This window comes from Spirosoma aerophilum, assembly GCF_054782495.1.
This window is the reverse complement of record NZ_BAAGSJ010000009.1, coordinates 38,547-62,610: the sequence shown is the minus strand read 5'-3', so window position 1 is coordinate 62,610 and position 24,064 is coordinate 38,547. Positions and strand designations below refer to the sequence as shown.

The window sequence follows — 24,064 nt, the reverse complement described above, 5'->3', positions numbered from 1 at the left end:
GGTTGTGTTGTGCGTATGTGGTGTGTGTGTGGTGTCGGGTCCTCAGACCCGACACCACACACACCACAACTAGTATCAGGAGTTGATTCCCGGCTACACCTATTTCACTTACTCCACTACTTACCATTAACGACAATCCTCCAGTCCGGGCCGCTGAATACGTTATACTTCTCTGAAAAGTTTTTCTGATTGACGGCTATGGAAAAGTTGAGCAGGCTGTTTATGTAGGCTACATCGTCGCCAACCGGAGCTTCACCAAAGGTATTGACCATTCGTACGACCTTATCGTACAGGCTCGTATCGCCGTGGAAAATCTGCACCCGCACCGAGGCACCGGGCTTTACGCCTAGCTGGTCAATCATAGTGCGTGGAATGTTGCTCCAGACATTGCCGTACTGAATATCAAGCACGGGGATGTTCCCTTTCGCCGTGCCATTGCTGTACTCCGCTTTCTGGTAGTCTAACTTAACGACCTGAGCGGGTAGCTTTGGGCCTACCTGCTGAAAGGTTATGGCATGAGCGGCCAGCCGGGCGGCTGTATACGCATAAACATCGCGGCCGTGGAAAGTGTATGACGCTCCTGAATTTCTCAGGCGGTTAATGGCTTCATCAATTTGTCGTATTTCGGCGATGCCGAGGTGTTCGGCCAATAGGGTAAGCGTACCATTATCGGGCGTAACGATGTAGTGCCCCGACTTTGTGAGCATCACCACCGATTTCCGTTCGGTGCCCACACCGGGGTCGCATACGGATACGAAAACGGTTCCTTTGGGGTAGTACGGCACGGTCTGGTATAGCCGATAGGCCGCTTCCCAGATGTTGTAGGCCGGAATTTCGTGGGTAAGATCTTCCAGTTTAAGGGATGGCGATACGCCCAGTGCAACGCCTTTCATGGCCGAGACGGCTCCATCTTTCAGGCCAAAGTCAGATTGGAAAACAACGATACCATTCTGGGATTTAGCCAGGGTAGATACCAGAATCAGGAAAAGTGCAGTCAGGTGGTAGGGGTTTCGCATAAATTACGGTTCAGGTTGATGGTTTAATCTCCTCGTCCTTATTCAAAAAGTAGACCGCCAGGCCCATAACTGCCTGGCTGCAACTATCTGCAACGGTAAAAGTGATGTGAATAAGGTTAAAGTCAATGTTGGTAAGCGAAAGAAAATACCCGATCGGATAAGCAAGCCCTAAACTACCAACCGATAGCGTTATTAGCTGGCTGATTCGCTGTTTATCCGTTTGGATTCCGGTAACAGGCTGTTTCCAGAACGGAAGCAGCGTTCGAACAAGAGTAGCATAGCCAAGCAGGGACACAACGCCCCATATACCCTTCAAGCCGGGTAAAATCTCGTTGTCGAACCCGAGTTGTTGATGCCCTATGTAACCCGTCAGGATCATGAAAAAACTCGCTGCCAGAATCGTAAAAGACGTTCGGGCAGACAGAACAGGGGCGGCCTTGCGTAGCACAGCCGCCTGAATCAGCAGTAGGGGGATTATAATGGCCCAGGCCATAAAACGGTATTGGCCGATTGCATTATACGATTCGCGAATGAGAACCTGCCGGTTGCCGGGGTCAGTGACCGTTACCAGTTCGGCCAGCATGTGGTGATAATAGCCCTGAATCTGGTAATAGGAAAGGGCCGACACAGCCGCCATTACTGCCGTTAGTATCCACAAAGAACGCTGCCGGGAAGTGGCCGGGTGTATAGCCAGCGCAGCGATAAAGATGCCGAGAAAGACATAAACTGCCACGACTAAAAAGAAGTACGTGACTAAAGGCAAAATTCCAACGACGCCCGCCGTTGGAACAAAAGAATCGGCTATTTCCATGAATGCAATAACGTTAGTCTGTCAAAACTAACGCTACTGCATTCATAGTGCAACGATTTGTTTTATTTAGGCGCTGCGATCCGTGCTTTCATTTGCTGCACCTGCATGTTGGACTTATCAACAATTTGCTGCGCAAAAGATCGCAGCGAGGTATTTTTGCCGTATTGCAGATAGGTGTTTGCCATGTCGATAGCATCCTGCCGCTGATCGAGAAGGAGCGTCGAGAAATTTTTATCGATGTCACTGGTCAGCTTATCGCTCGATCCTGTCTGTTGCAGTTTAAGGGTCATCGCTTCCAGGTTTCGGCTTTGCTGTTGCACAAAAGCCTGATTGGGCCGCGTTGGCTTAATGCTGGTGAGCGTACTATTCAGGGTAGCAACGTCCGAATCGGTCGTGGTCAGCATCGCTTTTGCCATTTGCTTCAACGACGAATCCTTTCCATTCTGAATTTCCATTTTCAGCAGGTCCTGAGCACCTTGTGTATGAAGTTTGGCCTGCACAGCGTAATCAAAATCGGGGTCGCCGGTTGCCTGTAACTTCTTCATTTTAGTGATCATTTGCTGCAGCGGCTGGAGTAGCGTTGTTTTAGCCGGATCGTTGGCTGTTGTCGAAGCACTAGCCGTAGCGCCACCGGTTGTCGCCTGTGCGCAGGCTGCGAGTGAACCACCGGATAAAAGGGCGGCCAATGCCCAAACGGTCAGGTTGGATTGTAGCGTTTTCATTAGGTACACAATTTTTTTGCTGTTAAACTAACCCTATTCTATTCTAAAGACAAAAACCAGTGAAGAAGGTTTAATCAGGTTACCTGAACAGCAGGGGCAGATACCGTAAAACGAGCTCATTCGGGGCCATTATGCTATTGACACAAAAAGATTGCCCACAAAATCACAGGAGTCTATATTAGAGTCTCTGTGTCCTTTGTGCCTCTGTGGTTACTCTTTTTGCGTCAATAGCAACTTATAAATGCGATAAGTTGTATAAAATCAAGCTGTTGTCCATTAGTCACATCTGGTACATGTCATTAATAGTTAATCACTTATAAATAAAGTGAATAACAGCTGTATCTAGGTTAAATCAGGTCCGTTTTGCACGCCTAATGCAATAATTTTTAACCACAGAGACGGTCCGCCGTTGCGGCACAAAGCGCACAGAGGTTGATGGGGGAAGAAAGTGCCCTAATAAACCTCTGTGCGCTTTGTGCCGCAACGGCGGACCGTCTCTGTGGTTAAAAAAAACCACTAGCAATACGTATAAGCTAAATTTTGATCGAGCCAGCCCATTATTTACATTAAATAAGAGATTAGTTGGATTTTTATAAGCTGGGATTGTTCAAAGGAAATAATCGCCTGTAACCAAAAAACAAAAAGCCCAGCCCGCAAGGTGCGGGCTGGGCTCAATATAAATACGTTTCGGCTACAACCGGATGATCTCGGCACCAATGGCATTCAGTCGGGTGTCGATGTGCTGGTAGCCCCGGTCAATCTGTTCAATATTGTCAATGATGCTGGTGCCTTTGGCCGACATGGCCGCAATCAGCAGGGCAACCCCCGCCCGAATATCCGGCGATGACATACGAATGCCCTTGAGCGGAATCTGACGGTTCAGGCCAACAACCGTGGCGCGGTGCGGGTCGCACAGGATAATCTGAGCCCCCATGTCGATGAGTTTATCGACAAAGAACAGGCGGCTTTCAAACATTTTCTGGTGAATGAGCAGCGTGCCCTGCGCCTGAACGGCCGTTACGAGCACAATGCTCAGCAGGTCGGGCGTGAAGCCAGGCCAGGGTGCATCGGCAACGGTCATCATGCCACCGTCCAGGAAGCTTTCGATTTGATAATGCTCCTGAGCCGGAATGAAAATATCGTCGCCCCGGAATTCCATCTGGATACCGAGTCGTTTGAACTGATCGGGAATAATGCCTAATTCAGGAATCCGGCAGTTTTTAATCGTGATCTCCGACTGGGTCATGGCGGCCAGCCCAATAAATGAGCCGATCTCGATCATATCGGGAAGCATGGTATGCTCCGTACCTTTCAATTCCGACACGCCCTCAATGGTCAGCAAATTCGAGCCCACGCCCGTAATTTTAGCGCCCATCGAATTAAGCATCTTGCTCAGTTGCTGGAGGTAGGGCTCACAGGCAGCATTGTAGATCTGGGTGGTACCTTCGGCCATCACAGCCGCCATTAGTACGTTGGCCGTACCCGTCACGGATGCTTCGTCGAGCAGCATATAGGTGCCGCGCAGGTTGCTGGCGTCTACCTGGTAATAGCCACCGTCATTGGCATCGTAATTGAACTGAGCACCGAGCTTCTCAAAACCCAGAAAGTGCGTGTCCAACCGACGACGGCCGATTTTATCGCCACCGGGCCGGGGAATACGTCCCTTTTTGAAACGGGCCAGCATGGGGCCAAGCAGCATAACTGAGCCACGAAGGGCAGCTGCTTTACGCTTGTAGGTATCGGTTTCAAGGTATTCGAGGTTCACATCGCTGGCCTGAAAGCGGTACGAACTTTCGCCGATACGGGTAACCCATACCCCTAGATCGCCCAGGAGTTCGATGAGCTGGTTAACATCCCGAATACCAGGAATATTATGAATCGTGACGGGTTCTTTGGTAAGCAATACTGCGCAAAGAATTTGCAGGGCTTCGTTTTTTGCGCCTTGCGGATTGAGTTCACCTTTGAGCTTGCGCCCGCCTGTAATTTGAAAAGATGCCATTTAGGAAATAATGAATGATGAATGATGAGCTCTACGAACAGCCGAGCTGCCGGTGTCCTGGAATAAGTGCCAGCGACAGGCTATTCTGTAGGCTTCGTCATTAATAGATTACCGTCTCCGACGGTCGTTGTTTCTGTTCTGATCCCGGTCGTTACGGTTCCGGCTGCCGAAGTTCCGTGGGTTTTGCCCGCCATCGCGATCGTTGCGATTATTTGGCCGTCCCTGGCCATTATCGTTCCGGTTGCGATTGTTGGCATTACGCTGGTTAGGCCCGCTATCGTTGTTTCGGTCGTTGCGATTGTTATTGGGTCGGCCCTGCGTACTGTTATTTCGATCATTCCGGTACGTGTTCCCACCGATGCGCTGAGGTTGGTCGCCGGTGCGTTCGCGGGGGGTGGCTTCCACCAGACCCTGTTCCCGAATGAGCTTGATATCGTCGAAAAGTTTACCGTTGGAGAGTTCGATCAGGCTCTGGTAGATGGTCTCATCTTCAACAGACTCTTTGTTCCAGGCCTGATAGAAGGTACGCATCAGGCGCGTCAGGTACGAAACAAACGCGCGTCGTTCTTCGGGCTCTTCCAGGGCAACCGCCTTGGCAATCAACAGATCGACGTTGCGGCCAAAATGTTTGAATTTTAGATTGTGCGTGTTATAGGGTACACGCTGCGGTTTTTTGCCCAGTGCTTCTTCGGATGGGGGCGGATAGGGGCTATCCACATCCAGGGTAAAATTGGACATGATGTACAGGTCGTCCCATAATTTATTATAGTAGTCCTGACCATCCTTCATGTTGGGATGGATTTGCCGCATCAACTCAATCAGGATATGTGCATACCGAGTTCGGGTTGAGCGATCTTCGATGTTGACCATATTGTCAACTAACTTTTGGATACTACTGCCGTATTCTTTCAAGGGCTTGCCCGATAGGTGATAAAGAAAACAAAAGTACGAAGGAATGGGCCAAGGGGCAAGGGGTAATGAGCGTAGGGGCACAGGGCGTTGGAGGTATGAGACAAAGAGTATCGGCTGCGGAGAATGGGACATCAGGAAATGCTATCTTTGTGCCCCTGTCTCCTTACTCGTACCCCTCTGCCCAACGCTCTTTGCCCAATGCGTGCTGCCCAACGTTCTCTGCTGCTTACCTACCGAGCCGAATTTGCCGATACCCTTCGTCTGAGTATACCCATTATCATTGCCCAGCTAGGTGTGGTCCTGATGGGCGTAACGGATAATCTGTTTGTTGGCCGGTTGCTGGGAGCCGTGCCCTTAGGTGCCGCTGGCCTGGCCAATTCGCTTTCTTTTCTGATGTCCAGTATCGGCGTCGGCGGCCTGTCAGTAGTAGCGGCTCTGGTGTCGAAAGCCAATAACCAGAATGATCCGGCAGCTGTAAATCGGCTGTTTCGGGCCGGATTGCGGGTGGCTATTCAGTTAAGCGTTCTGTTGGGGGGGCTTTCTATCCTGTTAGCTTACAACTTCGATCTGTTTGGACAAACACCCATCGTAACGCGGCTGGCTCGTGACTTTATGCTGATCCTGAGTGCGTCGCTGATTCCACTGCTGATTTTTGTAGCTGCCCGGCAGTTGTGTGATGGCCTTCGTTACCCCCGCGTAGCCATGATAATTACGCTCTCGGCCCTTGGGGTAAACGCACTCTTCAACTATGTATTTATTATAGGCGTTGGGCCCTTTCCTGCTCTTGGCTTGATGGGGTCGGCGTTGGCTACGCTGCTCTCCCGCATATTCATGGCCGGGGCCATGCTGCTCTATATTTACCGCACCCCTCATTTCAGGGCTTACCTGAAGAAGGAATTTAGCGAACTGCCGTCAGCTGAAGAAGCCTGGACGATTCTGCGGCTGGGTATTCCCGGTGGTTTAACGTTTTTCTTTGAAGTCGCCACCTTTTCTCTGGCCGTTGTTATTGTGGGCTGGCTTGGCGAAGCGCAGTTAGCGGCTCACCAGATTGCGATCAATATGGCTTCCGTTACCTACATGATGGCTACGGGTATCTCCTCGGCAGCTGCTATTCGGGTCAGTGCTGCGGTGGGGCGGGCCAATCGGGAGGAAGTCTGGCGCGCGGGAGTAGCCGCCTTTCTGCTATCCGTGAGCTTCATGAGCGTTACGGCACTTATCTTTCTGACTGCCAACGACTGGCTGGTAACGCTCTATATCCGCGACAGCCCGGATGTGATGACCATAGCCGCTTCACTGGTCATTATGGCCGGTTTTTTTCAGCTGTCCGATGGTGTGCAGGTGGTAGCGCTAGGCAGTTTACGGGGAATGTCAGATGTAAATGTACCGACGATCATTACCCTGTTCTCCTATTGGGTCGTTGCGCTGCCACTCAGCTACGTCCTGGCGTTTCCTGCCGGAATGGATGCCGTTGGTGTTTGGATCGGCTTATTGGTGGGGCTGTCCATTGCCGCCGTTTTACTCACCTGGCGGTTTTTTCAGCGGGTAAAGCGAGTCGATATACGCACCGGGTCGAATTTGTCGGCACCGTTCCCGGCCTGAAGGTTCTACCGCATCCTGGCCAGCATCTCATCCCGCGTTGGGCGTTCGGTGGCCAGGTCGTAGTCAATCCCGTCGCGGTCCAGATAATCCATGAAAGCGGCATAGCTGTCTTTCTCCACAGAAAACACGTACCAGTTATCGTACGGCTCGTTGAATAATTCAACTTCCGTCAGGGAAGCACGCTTTTGTAAGGCCTGATATTGTGTTCGCTCAAGTGTGTTTTGTTTGATTAGGAAATACCACATTTTGAGGGTCTTGCTGGGTTAATGGTCATTATAAAAAACGCGCAGCGATTCGCTGCGCGTTTTTTATAAGATAAAATGGGTGTGTCGTTTACTTGTTTACGGCCAGATGAGCGGTCATAATGTAATCGGCCAGCACCAGACCTGCTTCATTCAGATACAGGTCTTTTTTCTTCTTGGGTGCCGCAACGGTTGGGGCTCCGGTTTCATCTACCGGCGCTGATGCCTGCGACACTTTGTTGGCAGCGGCTCGTTTACGTTCAGCTTCGTCGCGCTCTTTGCGCCGTTTCGCTTCCTGCAGGGACACCACCGTGTTTTCCTTCGCTTTCTTGAAGTCGGACAGGTCCTGAGCGAGTTGTTTCAGTTCAGGATCCGACTTGAGACGTTGTTCGAAGCGATCCCGCAGGCGGTTCAGAACTTTGTCATCAAGGCCCCGCGACAGTTCGTAACGTGTAGAATTGATCTGATCCCAGGGGAGGGCACTTGGCTGCGAACTCTCACCATATTCCTCCGCCGAAAAGGCCGATGGGAACTGAACATCCGGCGTAACCCCTTTATGCTGGGTGCTGCTGCCATTGATGCGGTAAAACTTCTGGATCGTCATCTTCACTTCACCCACTTTTTCCGGCTCTTTAGGGAGCCATTGGTTCAGCGGGATCAATGTCTGTACGGTTCCTTTACCAAATGTCTGGCCACCCACTATGATTCCACGCTTATAATCCTGAATAGCTGCGGCAAAGATCTCAGAAGCCGAAGCACTGAAGCGGTTTACCAGAACGGCCATCGGACCATCGTAGAACACCGTTCCACCATCTTTATCCGAATAGACTTCGGTTTCGCCAGTCGATTCTTTAACCTGTACAACCGGTCCTTTTGGGATGAACAAACCCGTCAGGTCGATGGCTTCGGTCAATGACCCACCGCCATTGTCGCGAAGGTCGATCACAATACCGGCTACTTTCTCGGCTTTGAGCGAATCGATCAGCCGTTTCACGTCACTCGTTGTGCTGCTAAAGCCTTCTTCACGTTTGCGGGCTCCTTCAAAGTCGCGGTAGAACATCGGAATGTTGATGACTCCAATCTTAAAAGGCTTACCATTATCCGTTACTTCGATGACTTCTTTTTTCGCCCGCTGCTCTTCCAGTTTGATCTTTTCGCGAACCAGTCGGATTTCTTTGGGCGGAGCACCGGCCAGTGCGTTGGGCGATATGATCTGCAAGCGCACAACCGTACCTTTAGGTCCTTTTATTAACTTAACGACCTCATCGACCTGCCAGTTGGTGGTGTTCACCATCGGGCCATTATCGCCCTGGGCTACCCCCGAGATTTTATCGTCCTTGTTCAGCAACTTGCTTTTGAACGCCGGTCCACCGGGCAACACGTCACTGATGCGAATGTAATCGCCATCTTCCCGAAGCAGGGCACCAATACCTTCCAGCGACTGGCTCATATCCTGATTGAAGCGGTCGGCACTGGCGGGCGACAGATAGTTCGTGTGCGGATCGAGTGCTTCGGCAAACGAGTTCATGTACATCTGGAACACATCCGCGCTTTTCACCCGGTTAATGGCTTTGTCCAGGTTAGTGTACCGCTGGTTCATCAACGCGACTACCGCACTATCCTTTCTGTTTCCCAAACGGAGTTCCAGCGCCTGATTCTTCAGGATTTTTGTCCACAGATCGTTTTGCTCTTCAATCGATTTAGGCCAGGCTGCTTTTTCCCGGTCGGTGTTGAAGCTCTCGTCGGCCGTAAACGTAAACGGCTTTTTGATCTGTTCTTTAATGAACGTGCTTCGCTCCTGATAACGCTTGCGGAAAAGGTTATACAGGTCATACGCTGCGGTCAGGTCACCATTAACCAGCGCGTCGTCGATCTGATAGCGGTATTTCTCAAAAGAGGCTACATCCGATGCCAGCAGATACGTTTTGTTGGCGTCTACTTCTTTCAGATAATTGTCCCAAACCACTGATGAAAGCGAATCATTGAGCCGTACTTTCCGGTAATGATAAGTGGTCAGCAGTTTGGCTACCAGCGTCTCTACTTTTTCCTGCGAAACGGATGGCTGCAGATCGCCCTGTGCCGACACCGACGTTGGGGAGGAGATTGCCCCATCCTGGGCCATACCGATAGTCGTGCCGGATGCATCTACATTGGGCGCACCATTCGATGGCGAATCCGGCTGAAAGCTGAGCATCAGCACGGGTACTAGGGTCACCAGATACTTTTTCATCTATATTACCCGAGGTTAATGGCGAAAGAGCGAATGAGTGAAAGAGTGGGTTGCCAGTGTAGAGAAGAAGCAAACGATAAAGATTTAAACTCGTTTCTTTACTCCTTTGGCGGCCTGCTCTTTCGCTCTTTCATTCTTTCACTCTTTATTGTTTTACAATATCAAGTAACTCTACATCGAAGACTAATGTTGAGCCGGGCTTGATATCGGCACCAGCACCACGATCTCCGTAGGCTAAATCAGACGGGATGTAGAGTTTCCACTTTGAGCCAACCGGCATCAACTGCAGGGCTTCCGTCCAGCCTTTAATCACTTCATTTACGCCAAATTCAGCAGGTTGGCCACGCTCTACAGAACTGTCAAAAACTTTGCCATCGAGCAGGCGGCCTGTGTAGTGCACCTTAACCCGATCCGTAGGGGCAGGTTTAGCGCCAGTGCCTTCTTTTTCAACAGAATACTGCAGGCCGCTAGCGGTAGTAACTACACCCGCCTTGGCTTTGTTTTCCGTCAAAAAAGCAGTGCCTATCTTTTTATTTTCGGCCGATGCTTTTGCGCCTTCTGCGTTCCGAACGGCCATTTGTTTCTGTTGGAATTCGTTGAGGCACTGGCCCATTTGTTCCAGCGAAAGTTGAGTTTTCTGACCTTTCAGCGCATCGCTCAAACCCTGAGCCAGCATCTCGGTGTTCAGGTCTGTCATGCCTTGCTGCTTGAAATTTTGGGCCATTGCCATCCCAATACTATAACTGACAGAATCTTTATTGGAGGCAAGAGCATTGCCTGTCGTTGATGGCTTGGCCGCCGAAGCTGGTCTAGCCGAAACGGGCTTTTTAACAGTTGGTTTTTTTACCTGAGCTGTCGCCGAACCGGCGACAAAAACGGCTGACACGAAACTGGCCAGCATCCATTGGTTGAACTTCATGCGAAAACTAAACGGGGTGTATGTAAACAAAATCAGATACTATTGAAACGTGAAAGAATAGGATAAAAGTTTAAGTACGGGTCTCTTTGATGAAAAAAGATAAGGTGCCGGGCTGTTAATAAATCTTAATTCTATATAAGGCCAGAGAGATAAAAGTAGTTGAAAAGTTGGCGTATGTCAATTTTCACGGGCTAAAGTACTGTTATTTTGGATGAACGGTTTCTATGGCCCGGCTACTGGCTGAAAGCTGCCGGGTGATTTAGCGGAAAAGTCTAACATTCAGACGTTGTTTCTTTGTTTCATCGCAGTTTTATTAAATTTTAATCGTACCTTTGCGGCCGAAAAATCAACATTAAATTCTCATTATACACATATGGAATCCGTAAGACCCGACGAGATATCAGCCATCCTGCGCCAGCAACTGGCCGGTACGCAAACTGAGGCTGAACTCGAAGAAGTCGGTACGGTGCTGCAAATCGGCGACGGCGTAGCGCGTATCTACGGCCTCTCGAAAGTGCAGGCCGGCGAATTGCTGTCGTTCGACAATGGTCTTCAGGCCATGGCCCTGAACCTTGAAGAAGACAACGTTGGAGCTGTATTGCTCGGCGATTATTCAGAAATCAAAGAAGGTGACACCGTGAAGCGTACCGACCAAATTGCCTACGTAAACGTAGGTGACGGTATTCTGGGACGGGTGGTCAATACGCTTGGTTTGCCTATTGACGGTTTGGGCCCTATCCAGGGTGACTTGTATCAAATGCCACTGGAGCGCAAAGCACCGGGCGTTATCTTCCGTCAGCCGGTAACCGAGCCACTGCAAACGGGTATTAAGGCTATCGACGCCATGATCCCCATCGGCCGTGGTCAACGCGAATTGATCATTGGTGACCGTCAGACGGGTAAGACTGCTGTGGCCATCGATACGATCATCAACCAGAAAGAATTTTACGACAAAGGTCAGCCTGTGTTCTGTATCTACGTTGCCTGCGGTCAGAAAGCATCGACCGTGAAGCAGGTAGAACAAACGCTGCGGAAAGCCGGTGCTATGGATTACACGGTAATCGTAGCCGCCAACGCATCTGACCCATCGCCGATGCAGTTCTTCGCGCCGTTCACGGGTGCCGCCATTGGCGAGTTCTTCCGCGACACAGGCCGTCCTGCCCTGGTCGTTTATGACGATCTGTCGAAACAGGCTGTTGCCTACCGCGAAGTGTCGCTGCTGCTGCGTCGCCCACCAGGCCGTGAGGCTTATCCGGGAGACGTGTTCTACCTGCACAGCCGTTTGTTAGAGCGGGCCGCTAAAATCAACGCCAACGATGACATCGCCAAAACAATGAACGACCTGCCACCAAGTCTGAAAGACCGGGTGAAAGGGGGTGGTTCGCTGACAGCGCTTCCCATCATTGAAACGCAGGCGGGTGACGTATCGGCTTATATCCCAACCAACGTAATCTCCATTACGGATGGTCAGATCTTCCTGGAGTCGAACCTGTTTAACTCGGGTATCCGTCCGGCCATTAACGTAGGTATCTCGGTATCGCGGGTGGGTGGTAACGCCCAGATCAAGTCGATGAAGAAAGTGGCCGGTACGCTGAAACTCGACCAGGCTCAGTTCCGCGAACTGGAAGCCTTCGCCAAGTTCGGTTCGGACCTTGACGCATCGACCAAATTGACCATCGAACGGGGTCGGCGGAACCAGGAGATGCTGAAACAGCCTCAGTACTCGCCGGTACCCGTTGAGCAGCAGGTAGCGATCATCTATGCCTCGACCAACGGTCTGCTGGATAAAGTGCCGGTCAACAAAGTGAAACAATTCGAAAGTGAATTTGGCATGATACTCAGCGCTCAGTACCCATCGGTGCTGAACGACCTTCGCGCCGGTAAACTGACCGACGAAGCAACCGCAGCGTTGAAGAAAGTAGCGGCTGACCTGTCTGCAAATTATTAGTTTTAAGGAGTTAGTAGTTAGGAGTGAGGAATGAGGAGCCATTCGGCGTCTAAATTCTCGCTCCTCACTCCTCGCTCCTAACTACTTAAAAAGAAAATGGCCTCACTAAAAGAAGTACGTGCCCGGATTTCGTCGATCAACTCGACCCAACAGATAACCAAAGCCATGAAAATGGTGGCGGCTGCCAAGTTGCGCCGGGCTCAGGATAATATTACGCAATTGCGGCCCTATGCCCAGAAGTTGAGCCAGATGCTCGGAACCGTGTCGGCCGGGGCAGAAACGGCTTCGGAGAACCCATACAAGCAGGCTCGTCCTATTGGGCGTGTTCTCCTGATCGTGGTTACTTCTGACCGGGGTCTGTGCGGTGCCTTCAATACAAACGTGGTGAAGGCCGCTCTGACGCTGATTGATGAAAAGTATGCGGCTCAGGCTCGTTCGGGTAACGTTGAGATTATGGCCATCGGTAAAAAAGGCGGTGAAGCCTTTCAGCGCCGGGGTTTTAAAGTCAATACGTCGCACGTCGATGCGTTTGGTTCGTTGAGCTTTGCTACCGTTCGTACGGCTGCCGAGGAAGCCATGGAAGGTTTTGCCAATGGTCGGTACGACATGGTTGAGGTAATCTACAATGAGTTCAAGAATGCCGCCATGCAAATTGTCCGGACGGAGCAGATGCTGCCGATCGTATCAACTGAAACACCAGGCACGGGCGCGGCAACAGCATCAATCAACTACACCTTCGAGCCTTCGGAAGTGGAAATCATCACCGAGCTGATTCCCAAGACAATTAAAATTCAGTTATACAAAGCTGTCCTGGATTCGAACGCATCAGAACATGGTGCCCGGATGACGGCGATGGACAAAGCAACTGAAAATGCTGGCGAGCTTTTGAAAGAGCTTCGTTTGGTCTACAACCGGACCCGTCAGGCGGCTATCACAACCGAGATTCTTGAAATCGTGGGTGGTGCCGAAGCACTGGCCAGCGCATAAAGCAACTGATTTATACATTAATACGAAAAGCCATCGCCCCATTGGGTGTTGGCTTTTTTGTTGCAGGATTAAGTGCTTGTTAAAAAAGCTTAACGCCCAGAAAGGACTTTGACTGTCAGTAGGTTAACAGCCTGTCTCTGCTCGTAGACTCTATAGAAATCCTGAACGAATATGACTTGATTTTAGTTATTTAGTTGTGATATACGAACCACTATCTTTCAGCGTTTACTAATCGGTTCGATACCAACTAACGATTCAAAAAGATGAAACTTACCCACATAATCACCAGTTTGTTTGTCGCCGGTACGCTGGCGTCCTGCGCTCCGGCCATTACGGTCAAATACGATTATGACCCGAAAGTAAACGTTCGGCAGTTCGCCACTTATCGCATCGAGGCCGACCGTCAGCGAAATGCTGATCCAATTGTTGGCAGTAACCTGAACCAGCGTCGGATTGCCGATGCCCTTGACATGTCGCTTAAGGCACGGGGTTATAAGCCCGTCACACAGGGAGAAGCCGATCTTATTGTTCGGTTCTTTATGGACTCTAAAGACAAGCAGCAGATTCAGTCCAATGGCATGTACTCGCCTTATTCCTGGTGGGGATATGGTGGTATGAACAACAACGTTTATTCCCGACAGTATGAAGAAAACCGGGTTGTTGTCAACGTATCCGATGCCCGGACGAACGATATCATCTGGCAGGGTTGGGCTACCGGTCAACTGAACAGCCGTAACAAGGAACGTGACCGCGATCAGGCCTTCCGCGAAACGGTGACCAGCATTATGAAGAACTTTCCTGAAAGTGCCGGTCAGGATTACGGCGCTGCCCGATAAGTTATTCAACTGCTTAAGTAAAAAAACCTACTGCCCAATGGTAAGTAGGTTTTTTTATGCACTTTGGTTTCGTTAATTTGCGCCTTTACTAGCGTAACATGCCTGCTGCAAGCCGAGGAGTTGTGTATTCACTCATAACGGTAGTTGTTGTACTACTACTTGGCATTGCTGCAATCCTGGGTGTCTCCTACCACCGTCACCAGCGGCTGGAGGACGCTGCCATCGATCTTCAGCATAATTTAAGCCAGCAGGAAGGTCAGATAAAAGCATTACGGCAGCAGCTGGACGATTGTGATACCATCCAGCCAGCGGTTTCGGCTGACTCAGGCTGGGGCACCACAGACCGCGTCGATTCTGTCCGTAGTGTAAGTCAGATAACGCACTCCACATCCACAAAGGATTGGCCTGCCGTCGGGAAGTGACCCCCAAGCCTTTGTATTCCCGCCTGTACCGTACAACGAGTTGATTGTAGCCAATGGGCGCGTTCAAAAGCAGATTCCCCGTCCCTGCACGATTCGAGTCGGTAATTAATTGGCCAGCCAATTGCATCGGTACAACCAACAACCCATTCAAACGGAACGCTTTGTCGCGTCAATATAGCAGAACGGCAAACGGTGCCGAGATGTGCTCCAGGCTATTCCCTTCACCTGACTGCTCAGGGACGACACGCTCCTTTGCCGATAGCAGTTGACGCCACGGCCCGCCGAGGTCAGCCGATCCAATTGAAAATCGAACTGATTTTCATAGGTTGGTACAGTTGCCTTTAATTTTGGCTTAGGAGTAGAGTAGTTCTATAGGGTTTACCCTAAATTTGTGTAGAGTTGGGTTTTCACTATTATATTGATGGTAAAGTATGTCCTACTTTTGCTAAACAAAATTCTATTTAGCTGTATCGTACAACTAAATAATCAACCAGTCAAATTACACGGGTTTGTTTTTGTAAGCTGGTAAGAAAAAGTAGGCGATTAGAAGGGCTCATTTTTCGTTAAGCGACGTAGTATTGGCCGTTATAGCTTATTTTTAGTCTATACGAACTAAAAAAATACATGATACGGGTACTGATTGCGGATGACCATAATGTCTTTGTCGAAGGCATCGCATCGCTTATTTCGGGGTCATCAGATATTAAGGTAACCGAGCGTTGTTATACGGTTCAATCCGTGATAGAGCGGTTGGCTGAAACGGATGTGGATGTGGTGTTGCTGGATATTTCTTTTCCGCAGATAGAAGATGGACTCAACCTGTGTGATCACATTACGCGAAGTTATCCAAAAACAAAGGTCGTAGCGTTGACTATGCACGACGACGCCAGCCTTATTAAGCGGGTGGTGAAAAAAGGGGCGAAGGGCTATTTATTGAAGAATACAACCAAGACCGAGTTATTGCAGGCCATTCAGACGGTTCATCACGAAAAGCAGTACTTCAACGAGACCATTACGCACATTCTGCTGAATGACGGACCAAAAAATAGAAAATCAGTTGCCGGGATGGGTGTAAAACCCAACCTGACGCCCCGGGAGTCGGAAGTGCTGATGCTGATGTCGCAGGGGTTAACAACTCAGCAAATGGCTACACAACTGTTTGTCAGTGCCAAAGCCGTTGAGTTTCACCGGAGTAGTTTACTGATGAAATTCGGGGTGCCCAATACTGCGCTGCTGATTAAGACGGCCATGGAAATGCAGTACATTGATTGAGCCATACAGGTTGTACAACAAAATAGATGTCATCCAATTCCGGATTTTTCCTGTTTTACAAAAAAACGATACTGGTTGTACTGCTCCTCGGAGTTGGTGGCTGGTGTCGGCAGGGATGGGCATTGTCGGCGTCTTCGTCAATTGACAGTCTGAAAAGGCAGATCAGTGTGTTAACTAAAGACCGGAAGTATGGAGATGTGGCCCGGACATACGAGAACCTGGGGTGGCAGTATCACCAGCAGTACGGCTATAACAAGTACACGATGGATGCCTTCTTCAACAGCCTGAAGTATTACAGTCTGCTGGGCGATTCACTGGGGTACTATAACGAGCATATTGTTATTGGCGACTACTACACGCATGACGAGTTCATGCAGCCCTACGCCGAGAAGTATCTGAAGAAAGCGCGTCAGTATTTTGAACGGACAAAGAACATTCCGAAGGTGATCGAGTGCCAGTTGGGGTTGGCCGACATCAATCAGAAGAAAGAACCAATACCTACCGGACTGCTCACGGAACTGCGGGAAACGGAACGGATGAGCGATCAGCACAAACAAGCCTACTCGCAGGCCTATGCGCTGAACCTGCTGGCTAGTACCTATTCCCGGATCAAGCAGCCGGACTCGGCGCAGTATTTCGCCAGTCGGAGTTTAACCATAGCGCAGCGGCTGAAGATTAACTGGCTCATTGCGCTGAATCATTTCTACCTGGGCATCGTCAACCAGTTTAGAAATCATCCGAAAGAAGCAATAGCCGAATACCAGAAGAGTTATAAACTGGCTGAAAATGAAAATAATGTGTCCATGTTACGGGAGCTGTCCAAACACATGGCCGACAGTTATTCGCGAATGGGCGACCATAAGACGGCATACGCAGCTTCGTTGAAGGCGCTGGATTTTACAACACAATTTTATACGTCAGAACAGACCAAAAGTATTCGATTGCAGGAGTTGGATAGTCAAATTAAAACGCTGGCTGTTGAGAAACAGCTGGTTGAAGAACAAAGCCGCAGCCAGCACGTGCTGAACTCTATGTTAGCGATTGGCTTATTGATCAGTGTGCTGGGCGTAGGAGCGCTGGTATTTCTGCGTCGTCAGCAGAAGTTGATTGCGCATCAGGAAACCGTTATTGCTCAGCAGCAGATTCGGCAGCTGGAGCTTAAGTCGCTGCGGGCAATGATCGAAGGGCAGGAGGGCGAACGGAGCCGGATAGCCCGCGATCTGCACGATGGGCTGGGCATTCAACTCTCGCGTATCAAGCTGTTTGTCGAAGCGCATCAGGAACAGTTACCCTTGTCCGTAAAAGAACCGTTAAACCAGTTTTTAGATGAAGCTTGCACAGAAACGCGCTTGATTTCCAATAATTTACGTCCTTACGCACTGTCGACATTCGGGCTCATTCCGGCGCTGGAGGACTTGGTACAAAAGTTAAATCTGGTCAATCAGACGAAGCTGGTGCTGGAGCACTATGGCGAGGTACCGTCGCTGGACGATGAATCTTCGGTCATGCTTTACCGGGTGGTGCAGGAGCTACTAAATAACGCACTCAAACATGCCAATGCACAAACCATTACCGTTCAGCTGATGGCCAGCGACGAAACAACCCTGATTAGTGTCGATGACGATGGGAAAGGGGGTGATTTCGAGAACATGCCAGCCAGGGGCAACGGTATTGCCAATATTAAATCTCGAATTGCCTACCTCGGCGGGCAGGTCATGTGGCAGAGCGAAGAGGGAAAAGGAACGTCCGTCATGATCTCGCTGCCCGTTAAAAAAGAATCACCAACAATTGCTTCAGCTGCGTAACCTTTAGGGGAGGCCACCCTGTCAGGTACGCTAAAATTTAAATTTCCTACTTGCTCTATATAATTGCTTTCAATTAACTATCGTATGATTAAACATATGCTTTCAGGCGCGTTCGTCCTGAGTAGCTGGCTTACTGTCCACGCTCAGGATCGAACCATACCCAGATTGGCCCAGTTGAGAAACCAGGCTGTTCTGGCGACCATTAAAGGTGCACCGACACGCATCGACATCCAGTCGGATGTAAAAGCCCTGATAAAAGGGACGGTATCCGACGAAAAAGGGAATACATTGCCCGGCGCTACGGTGTCGGTGAAGGGTACGCAGTTGGGAACGACGACGGACGTGAACGGGGCCTTCTCGATCAATATGCCCGCTGGTGCCAAAGTACTCGTCATCTCGTTTATCGGGATGAAAACGCAGGAGGTTGAAGTAGGAAGTCGTACAACGCTCAACATCACCCTTCAATCCGGTGATCAGTCGCTGGACGAAGTGGTCGTGATCGGGTATGGTACTGCCAAACGTTCGGACGTAACGTCGTCCATTACGACCGTAAAAGCGGCCGATCTGAAAGATATTCCGGCCGCCGGCATTGACCAGCTTTTGCAGGGCAAAGCGGCCGGCGTAACCGTCACCAGCAATGGCGGACAGCCGGGCGGTGGGGTATCGGTGAAAGTGCGTGGGGTAACGTCCATCAACAGCAACGACCCGCTGTTCGTGATTGATGGTGTGCCGTTTATTGGCGGTAACACATCCAACAGCACGGGTTATGCAGGCCTGGGTGGTGGCGATGGCCAGACCGGAAACAGCGTAATGGCCATGCTGAACCCCAACGATATCGAGTCGATCGACGTCCTCAAAGACGCGTCGGCGCAGGCTATCTACGGGTCGCAGGCGGCTAACGGTGTGATCATGGTTACGACCAAAAAAGGCAAGCAGGGCGAAGGCAAGATCAACTACGAAATGTATACAGGCGTTTCGGAAGTGGCCCGTCGGCTGAACCTGATGAAACTGCCTGATTTTGCCCGGTATCAGAACGAAGTGCTGCCGATCATCGGGAACCCCGTTGCCGACGAGTTCAAGAATCCGGATCTGCTCGGACCCGGTACCGACTGGCAGGAAGCGATGTTCCAGCAGGGTAAAATCAATAACCACCAGTTGAGCTTCTCGGGTGGACGCGATAAAACAACTTACTACCTGTCGCTGAACTACTTCGATAACAAAGGGATTCTGCTGGGGTCTGATTTTAAACGGTATTCATCGCGCTTCAGCCTCGATACCCAACTGAAAAGCTGGGCTAAAGTAGGCCTGAGTGCCAACGTGTCGCGCAGTATCCAGAACGTATCCCTGGCCGATGCCGCCGAAGGTACCATCTGGTGGGGTGCGTCGACCAGCCCGCTGATTCCCGTCAAAAACCTCGATGGTTCGTGGGGTGGTGGCCAGACCGTTGGTGGTGTTCAGTACAACAACGCCAACCTGGTTGGTAACAGCCAGTTTCGGGGAAATACCAAAACCTCGAACAACGTGTTCGGTAGCCTTTATGCTGAGTTTCAGTTGTTGAAAGGTCTGTCACTGCGTAACGAACTGTCGTATTCGTTAGGACAGGACAACAACATAGCGTTCCAGAAAGCCGGTAACGTAGGTGGCACGTCGTTCCGTAGCAAACTGATCGACTCCCGGTCGGATAGCTATTACTACTCGATCACCAATTACCTGAACTACAATCTGTATTACAAAAAGCATGGTATTCAGGCCACGCTCGGCCATCAGGCGCAGAACTCGTACTACCAGTCGATTTCGGGTACGAAAGTAGATTTGCAGGCCAACATTTTTGACCTGAACACGGGTAGCTCCGACCAGACAACCTGGGGACTGAGCGGAGGTAAAGGCCAGTGGGCTATGGAGTCGTATTTCGCCCGTGCCAACTATACGTACGATGATCGTTACTCGATTTCGGCCAGCTTCCGGGCGGATGGTTCATCGAACTTCGGTCCTAACAACCGTTGGGGTTACTTCCCCGGTGTATCGGCGGGCTGGACGATCTCGAATGAGAAGTTCATGAAAGGCGACATTTCGAAAGTGCTGACCTACGCCAAAGCCCGTATTGGCTACGGTATTGTGGGTAACCAGAACTTCCCTGGTGGTGCGCCAAACCCGGCCTATGTGGGTGCGGTTCAGTTCTTCTCCGGTCCGGTGGGCTTCGGTTCGTCGAACATGATCAACGGTATTCCCAACCCGAATCTGAAGTGGGAATCCGTCAAAACCGCCAACGCGGGGGTTGACCTCGGCTTCTTCAACGGCCGCATCGACGCGACTATCGACGTTTACAAGAAAGTAACGTCCGACATGATCATCTTCCTGACCGGCCCAAACCTGATCGGGGTAGGCGACCAGTGGGACGATCTGAAAGCACCGCTGGGTAACGCCGGTCAGATGACCAACACCGGTATCGACATTGGCCTGACCACGACGAATATCAAGAAGGGTAATTTCAGCTGGAAGACCAACGTGGTGTTCACCCAGTTTACGAACAGCTACGACCGGGCCGCCAGTGCTGCTTCAGCCCTTGATGGCAAAGTGTACTACAACAATTACCTGATCACACACACCACGCCGGGCCGTCCGGTTGGCTCCTTCTGGGGATTGGTAACGGACGGGTTGTTCCGCACACAGGCTGATCTGGACGCCAGTCTGCCACAGTTCGGCTACAAAGTGAACCAGACCGAAACCTGGCTGGGCGATATCCGGTACAAAGACATCAACGGCGACAAGAAGATCGACGCACAGGATCTGACTTTCATTGGCAGCCCGCTGCCGAAGTTCACCTGGGGCTTCACGAACTCGCTTAACTACGGCGATTTCGACTTCTCACTGTTCTTGCAGGGAAGCCAGGGCGCTAAAGCCTACAACTTCCTGCGCTGGCAGCTGGAAGGGCTGAACAACGCCTACACCAACCAGCTGAACACCGTAACGGACCGGTATACCGAGGCCAACCCGAATGGAAGTCTGCCGCGCTTCACGAACACCAACAAGAATAACACGGCCATGTCGGACCGGTATATTGAGGATGCTTCGTACGCCCGGATTCAGAACATCACGCTGGGTTACCGGCTACCCCGGACGCTGCTGAGCAAGGTAAAGATCACCAACCTACGGGTATACGGATCAATTCAGAATCTGAAAACCTTCACCAACTACTCGGGCTATGACCCCGAAATCGGAGCCTTCAACAACAGCATCAAACTGATGAACGTGGACACCGGCCACTACCCGAACCCACGGACGTTTACAGTAGGCGCTAATCTGCAATTCTAAGTCAAAGAGCGAAAGAGCGAATGAGTGAAAGAGCAGGATGAGGCATAACGCTTTATCACACTGGGTCTTTTTCACAACAGACGTTCACTCTTTCGCTCATTCACTCTTTCACTCTTTAAAAATGAAAATCAAGCCACTATATGCCTTTGTTCTGACGGCGATGTTGTCTTCCTGTTCGAAAGACTTCATTGATCGGCCGTCGCTTTCGGGCACCACAACGGGTAACTATTACAATAACGCCGACGAGGTTCGGGCGGCAACGAGTACACTCTACAGCGGTCTGCCCTGGCGTAACTACGAAAGCCGGGCGCAGGATGCCATCGGCGACGTGATGTCGGGGAACATGTTCACCTACACCGATGTCGAATACCTGAACTTCACCGTGTCGTCGGCTTCTGAGCGGATTGGCGCGTCGTGGGGTGCCTTCTACAAGATCATCGGCTATGCTAACGTGATGATCAAAACCTTCGAAGAGAAGAAAGCCGCCGGTGGTGGAGCCGCTTATCTGGACCCCGCCATTGCCGAATGTCATTTCATTCGCGGGATGCTGTATTTCTACATTGCCCGTACCTGGGGAGCAGCTCCGATCATTACTGATCCGGGCGCTACGGCCCTGTCGGGGAACTTCAACATTCCCCGTTACATCCAGAAAGATGTACTACGGTTTGCTCTCGAAGAGCTGCAGCTGGCCGAAGCTGGTTTGCCAGAGTCGGACGTGCCGGGTCGGGTAACGAAGTATGCCGCGAAGGGGATGATGGCGAAACTGTATCTCTACAACAAAGATTACGCAAACGCCAAAGCCAAAGCCGAGGAAGTGATCAACTCGGGAAAATATAACCTGGTGACCGATTACAGCGGCATGTTCACCAAGATGAGCATGAATAACAATACCGAAAGTATTTTCTCGATCCAGCACCAACTGGCGCAGGATCCCTGGGGAACGGGCAACATCAAAAACCCCGACCGGGGAGCCGGTGCCCTGCGGACGTCCGAAGCCGATGCCTGGGAAATGTACGTGCCATCGCTGGATTTGCTGAAGGAATATGAATTTGGTGATCTGCGTCGGCAATGGTCAGTAATGGAACACGGCTGGACCAATCCGAACTGGAAGCCGCAGCGTGTGAATGCACCTAAATACAATGCCTTTATGGCCAATGGGTTCAAATATGATACCCTGCAGCCAACCGCCGATGGGGGCAGTCTGAGCCCAACCCGCGCAAATATTGTCAAGTATTTTGCCGGACCCGGTAAAAGCTTCGGTGGTGACCCTGTGCTGGGGCAAAACTCCGGTAACAACGTGGTGCTGCTTCGCTACGCCGACATTCTGCTGATTTATGCCGAGGCTGTACTGGCCGGTGGCGCATCGACCAGCGATGCCAAAGCCCTCGACGCCCTGAACAAAGTACGGAGCCGGGCGGGCCTGTCGCCAAAAACAGCCTTTACGCAGGATGATATTCTGCACGAACGCCGGGTGGAGTTTGCCTTTGAGGGCGACTACTGGTACGACATTCAGCGCCAGGGTTATGCGAAAGCCAAAGCCATGATCGAGAAGCAAAATCGGGGTACCGTTACGGGCGCTACATACATTACCAACTTCACGGAAGAAAAAATGTACCTGCCCATTCCATCGGGCGAAATCGTTCAGGATCCCGAGTTAGGCAAAGACCCCGTTCCGTATTATAAATGATCATCCAGGATTCAATAGTTGGTTTGTGGTAACTGGCCGCAAGTCAACTATTGAATACCGCAAACTATATTAATAATGAAACTCAAGACATTCAGTCGTTTATCGGGCTTGTTACTCCTGGCGGGGTTGACCAGCTTCGTGATGACCTCCTGCGAAAAAGATACGGACGGAAGTCCGCTGGTAGCGCCCGGAAACCCCGTAGCGAAAACCTTTACGCCTGACTCTGCATCCGGCGGCTCCGTCGTTACCCTGACCGGCTCGGGCCTGGGCGACATTCGGACAATCGTTTTCGAGAAGCAAAATATACCGGCCGGTTTTCAGCCAACGCTCAACACAGACAATGCCATTATTTTCCGGGTGCCCACCGAGGCTTTGGGCGGCAAGCAGAAAGTGACCTTCACCAACAGCGCCGGACAATCCGTTGCCGTGGACTTTAAGGTCCTTGCTTATGCTACCGTTTCTGACGTATCGAACTACGATTTTTCCAAAGGGGCGGAGATCACGCTGACGGGCAATAACCTGGACGACGTATCGTCCGTTGCCTTTGCTGATTCCGTAAAAGGCATTTCGGATGCCGCTACGATTGTGTCGAAATCGCAGAAGCAACTGGTCGTTAAAATGCCTGCGTCTACACTGACTCGTGGTACACTGACGATCGTTAATGGCACGGGACGCACCCGTACCAAACAGGAGTTCGTGAATATGGACATGGCGTACAAAGTCTTTACGGATGCGTATGGTACTGGCTTCCAGGATGCTTCCTGGGGTGATGCCGGTGCGGTGTCTGCCAAAGAGTTTAAAACGGGCACGGCTTCGGTGAGTAAAACCTACCAGAAGGGCAACTGGCACTTGATTGGTTTCGCAAACTGGTCCGCTGCTGTTCCATACTCGGCTGATTATACCTACGTAACAGGCTGGATAAAAGGTGCATCGGCCGATTATTCGCTGTATCTGACGACCGACGCCAGCAAAGCCGGTTTTGGTGGGTTTGACGACAAGAACAAGATCAATGTGAAAGCCGGTGTCTGGAATTACTTCAAACTCAAGCTATCCGACATCGACTTCTGGGTACCCGGCAAAACCCTGAGCCAGGTTGGTTTCCGAATCCAGGGCCCTGACAAGCAGGACGAAACGTTCTACTTCGATGATATCCTGCTGGTGAAGTAATTGATTGTACATTACTTAAAGACAATATCTACCCCACGGCAGCGGCCGACCGTCCCCGGCCCCTCCCCTTGAAAAAAGGAGAGGGGAGTAACGAGCAGCCGGTTCTTCTCCCCTCTCCTTTTTTCAAGGGGAGGGGCCGGGGACGGTCGGCCGCTGCCGTGGGGTACCTCTTTTATTC

The 24,064-nt window shown here is 50.9% G+C and carries 18 protein-coding genes; 10 read left to right on the top strand and 8 right to left on the bottom strand.

What is annotated here, in order from left to right; genetic code table 11:
* Positions 1–116 precede the first annotated feature (116 nt).
* From ACYVK4_RS07930 to ACYVK4_RS07910, 5 genes are all read right to left on the bottom strand, one after another.
* Complete coding sequence (locus tag ACYVK4_RS07930; RefSeq protein ID WP_461126957.1) at positions 117–1,016, bottom strand: SAM hydrolase/SAM-dependent halogenase family protein; 900 nt, start codon at positions 1,014–1,016, stop codon at positions 117–119.
* Positions 1,017–1,026: 10 nt separating this feature from the next.
* Entirely contained in the window at positions 1,027–1,827 is an 801-nt protein-coding gene (locus ACYVK4_RS07925; protein ID WP_461126956.1) for a bacteriorhodopsin, read from the bottom strand.
* Between the two features lie 62 nt (positions 1,828–1,889).
* Positions 1,890–2,549 (bottom strand): DUF305 domain-containing protein, encoded by a 660-nt coding sequence (locus tag ACYVK4_RS07920; protein WP_461126955.1) that lies wholly within the window; start codon positions 2,547–2,549, stop codon positions 1,890–1,892.
* Positions 2,550–3,240: 691 nt separating this feature from the next.
* Positions 3,241–4,548 (bottom strand): UDP-N-acetylglucosamine 1-carboxyvinyltransferase, encoded by a 1,308-nt coding sequence (gene murA / locus ACYVK4_RS07915; protein WP_461126954.1) that lies wholly within the window; start codon positions 4,546–4,548, stop codon positions 3,241–3,243.
* Between the two features lie 108 nt (positions 4,549–4,656).
* Complete coding sequence (locus tag ACYVK4_RS07910; RefSeq protein ID WP_461127502.1) at positions 4,657–5,460, bottom strand: DUF4290 domain-containing protein; 804 nt, start codon at positions 5,458–5,460, stop codon at positions 4,657–4,659.
* Positions 5,461–5,658: 198 nt separating this feature from the next.
* On the opposite strand from ACYVK4_RS07910, the gene ACYVK4_RS07905 reads away from it, so the two are divergent.
* Positions 5,659–7,059 carry an MATE family efflux transporter gene (locus ACYVK4_RS07905; RefSeq protein WP_461126953.1) on the top strand — a complete coding sequence of 467 codons (1,401 nt, stop codon included), beginning with the start codon at positions 5,659–5,661 and terminating at the stop codon, positions 7,057–7,059.
* A gap of 5 nt (positions 7,060–7,064) precedes the next feature.
* Here the strand turns inward: ACYVK4_RS07905 and ACYVK4_RS07900 are convergent, their stop codons facing one another.
* The 3 genes from ACYVK4_RS07900 to ACYVK4_RS07890 form a co-directional block, all read right to left on the bottom strand.
* Positions 7,065–7,304, bottom strand: coding sequence for a hypothetical protein (locus ACYVK4_RS07900; RefSeq protein WP_461126952.1), 240 nt, complete (start codon positions 7,302–7,304; stop codon positions 7,065–7,067).
* An 88-nt stretch (positions 7,305–7,392) separates the two neighbouring features.
* Positions 7,393–9,531, bottom strand: a complete 2,139-nt coding sequence (locus ACYVK4_RS07895) for a carboxy terminal-processing peptidase (protein ID WP_461126951.1) — start codon at positions 9,529–9,531, stop codon at positions 7,393–7,395.
* Between the two features lie 145 nt (positions 9,532–9,676).
* A complete protein-coding gene (locus tag ACYVK4_RS07890) occupies positions 9,677–10,450 on the bottom strand; it encodes an FKBP-type peptidyl-prolyl cis-trans isomerase (RefSeq protein WP_461126950.1) in 774 nt (257 codons plus the stop codon).
* A gap of 373 nt (positions 10,451–10,823) precedes the next feature.
* On the opposite strand from ACYVK4_RS07890, the gene atpA reads away from it, so the two are divergent.
* From atpA to ACYVK4_RS07845, 9 genes are all read left to right on the top strand, one after another.
* Positions 10,824–12,398 (top strand): F0F1 ATP synthase subunit alpha, encoded by a 1,575-nt coding sequence (atpA, locus tag ACYVK4_RS07885; protein WP_461126949.1) that lies wholly within the window; start codon positions 10,824–10,826, stop codon positions 12,396–12,398.
* 96 nt (positions 12,399–12,494) lie between these two features.
* Entirely contained in the window at positions 12,495–13,385 is an 891-nt protein-coding gene (gene atpG / locus ACYVK4_RS07880; RefSeq protein WP_461126948.1) for an ATP synthase F1 subunit gamma, read from the top strand.
* A 263-nt stretch (positions 13,386–13,648) separates the two neighbouring features.
* Positions 13,649–14,221, top strand: coding sequence for a DUF4136 domain-containing protein (locus ACYVK4_RS07875; RefSeq protein WP_461126947.1), 573 nt, complete (start codon positions 13,649–13,651; stop codon positions 14,219–14,221).
* A gap of 98 nt (positions 14,222–14,319) precedes the next feature.
* Positions 14,320–14,643: a hypothetical protein gene (locus ACYVK4_RS07870; protein WP_461126946.1), complete on the top strand. Its 324-nt coding sequence runs from the start codon at positions 14,320–14,322 to the stop codon at positions 14,641–14,643.
* A gap of 624 nt (positions 14,644–15,267) precedes the next feature.
* On the top strand, positions 15,268–15,915 hold the full coding sequence (locus ACYVK4_RS07865) for a response regulator (protein WP_461126945.1): 648 nt from the start codon (positions 15,268–15,270) through the stop codon (positions 15,913–15,915).
* Between the two features lie 26 nt (positions 15,916–15,941).
* Entirely contained in the window at positions 15,942–17,720 is a 1,779-nt protein-coding gene (locus ACYVK4_RS07860; protein WP_461126944.1) for a tetratricopeptide repeat-containing sensor histidine kinase, read from the top strand.
* An 84-nt stretch (positions 17,721–17,804) separates the two neighbouring features.
* On the top strand, positions 17,805–21,032 hold the full coding sequence (locus ACYVK4_RS07855) for a SusC/RagA family TonB-linked outer membrane protein (RefSeq protein WP_461126943.1): 3,228 nt from the start codon (positions 17,805–17,807) through the stop codon (positions 21,030–21,032).
* A gap of 121 nt (positions 21,033–21,153) precedes the next feature.
* Entirely contained in the window at positions 21,154–22,719 is a 1,566-nt protein-coding gene (locus ACYVK4_RS07850) for a RagB/SusD family nutrient uptake outer membrane protein (RefSeq protein ID WP_461126942.1), read from the top strand.
* Positions 22,720–22,794: 75 nt separating this feature from the next.
* On the top strand, positions 22,795–23,886 hold the full coding sequence (locus tag ACYVK4_RS07845) for an IPT/TIG domain-containing protein (RefSeq protein ID WP_461126941.1): 1,092 nt from the start codon (positions 22,795–22,797) through the stop codon (positions 23,884–23,886).
* Positions 23,887–24,064 lie beyond the last annotated feature (178 nt).

Excerpts from the sequence above, each read along its gene's own strand:
- ACYVK4_RS07850 (WP_461126942.1), top strand. The coding sequence starts at position 21,154 with ATGAAAATCAAGCCACTATATGCCTTTGTTCTGACGGCGATGTTGTCT.
- ACYVK4_RS07865 (WP_461126945.1), top strand. The coding sequence starts at position 15,268 with ATGATACGGGTACTGATTGCGGATGACCATAATGTCTTTGTCGAAGGC.
- ACYVK4_RS07860 (WP_461126944.1), top strand. The coding sequence starts at position 15,942 with ATGTCATCCAATTCCGGATTTTTCCTGTTTTACAAAAAAACGATACTG.
- ACYVK4_RS07905 (WP_461126953.1), top strand. The coding sequence starts at position 5,659 with ATGCGTGCTGCCCAACGTTCTCTGCTGCTTACCTACCGAGCCGAATTT.
- ACYVK4_RS07875 (WP_461126947.1), top strand. The coding sequence starts at position 13,649 with ATGAAACTTACCCACATAATCACCAGTTTGTTTGTCGCCGGTACGCTG.
- ACYVK4_RS07920 (WP_461126955.1), bottom strand. The coding sequence starts at position 2,549 with ATGAAAACGCTACAATCCAACCTGACCGTTTGGGCATTGGCCGCCCTT.
- ACYVK4_RS07930 (WP_461126957.1), bottom strand. The coding sequence starts at position 1,016 with ATGCGAAACCCCTACCACCTGACTGCACTTTTCCTGATTCTGGTATCT.
- murA (WP_461126954.1), bottom strand. The coding sequence starts at position 4,548 with ATGGCATCTTTTCAAATTACAGGCGGGCGCAAGCTCAAAGGTGAACTC.
- ACYVK4_RS07845 (WP_461126941.1), top strand. The coding sequence starts at position 22,795 with ATGAAACTCAAGACATTCAGTCGTTTATCGGGCTTGTTACTCCTGGCG.
- ACYVK4_RS07890 (WP_461126950.1), bottom strand. The coding sequence starts at position 10,450 with ATGAAGTTCAACCAATGGATGCTGGCCAGTTTCGTGTCAGCCGTTTTT.
- ACYVK4_RS07900 (WP_461126952.1), bottom strand. The coding sequence starts at position 7,304 with ATGTGGTATTTCCTAATCAAACAAAACACACTTGAGCGAACACAATAT.
- ACYVK4_RS07895 (WP_461126951.1), bottom strand. The coding sequence starts at position 9,531 with ATGAAAAAGTATCTGGTGACCCTAGTACCCGTGCTGATGCTCAGCTTT.
- ACYVK4_RS07870 (WP_461126946.1), top strand. The coding sequence starts at position 14,320 with ATGCCTGCTGCAAGCCGAGGAGTTGTGTATTCACTCATAACGGTAGTT.
- atpA (WP_461126949.1), top strand. The coding sequence starts at position 10,824 with ATGGAATCCGTAAGACCCGACGAGATATCAGCCATCCTGCGCCAGCAA.
- atpG (WP_461126948.1), top strand. The coding sequence starts at position 12,495 with ATGGCCTCACTAAAAGAAGTACGTGCCCGGATTTCGTCGATCAACTCG.
- ACYVK4_RS07855 (WP_461126943.1), top strand. The coding sequence starts at position 17,805 with ATGATTAAACATATGCTTTCAGGCGCGTTCGTCCTGAGTAGCTGGCTT.
- ACYVK4_RS07925 (WP_461126956.1), bottom strand. The coding sequence starts at position 1,827 with ATGGAAATAGCCGATTCTTTTGTTCCAACGGCGGGCGTCGTTGGAATT.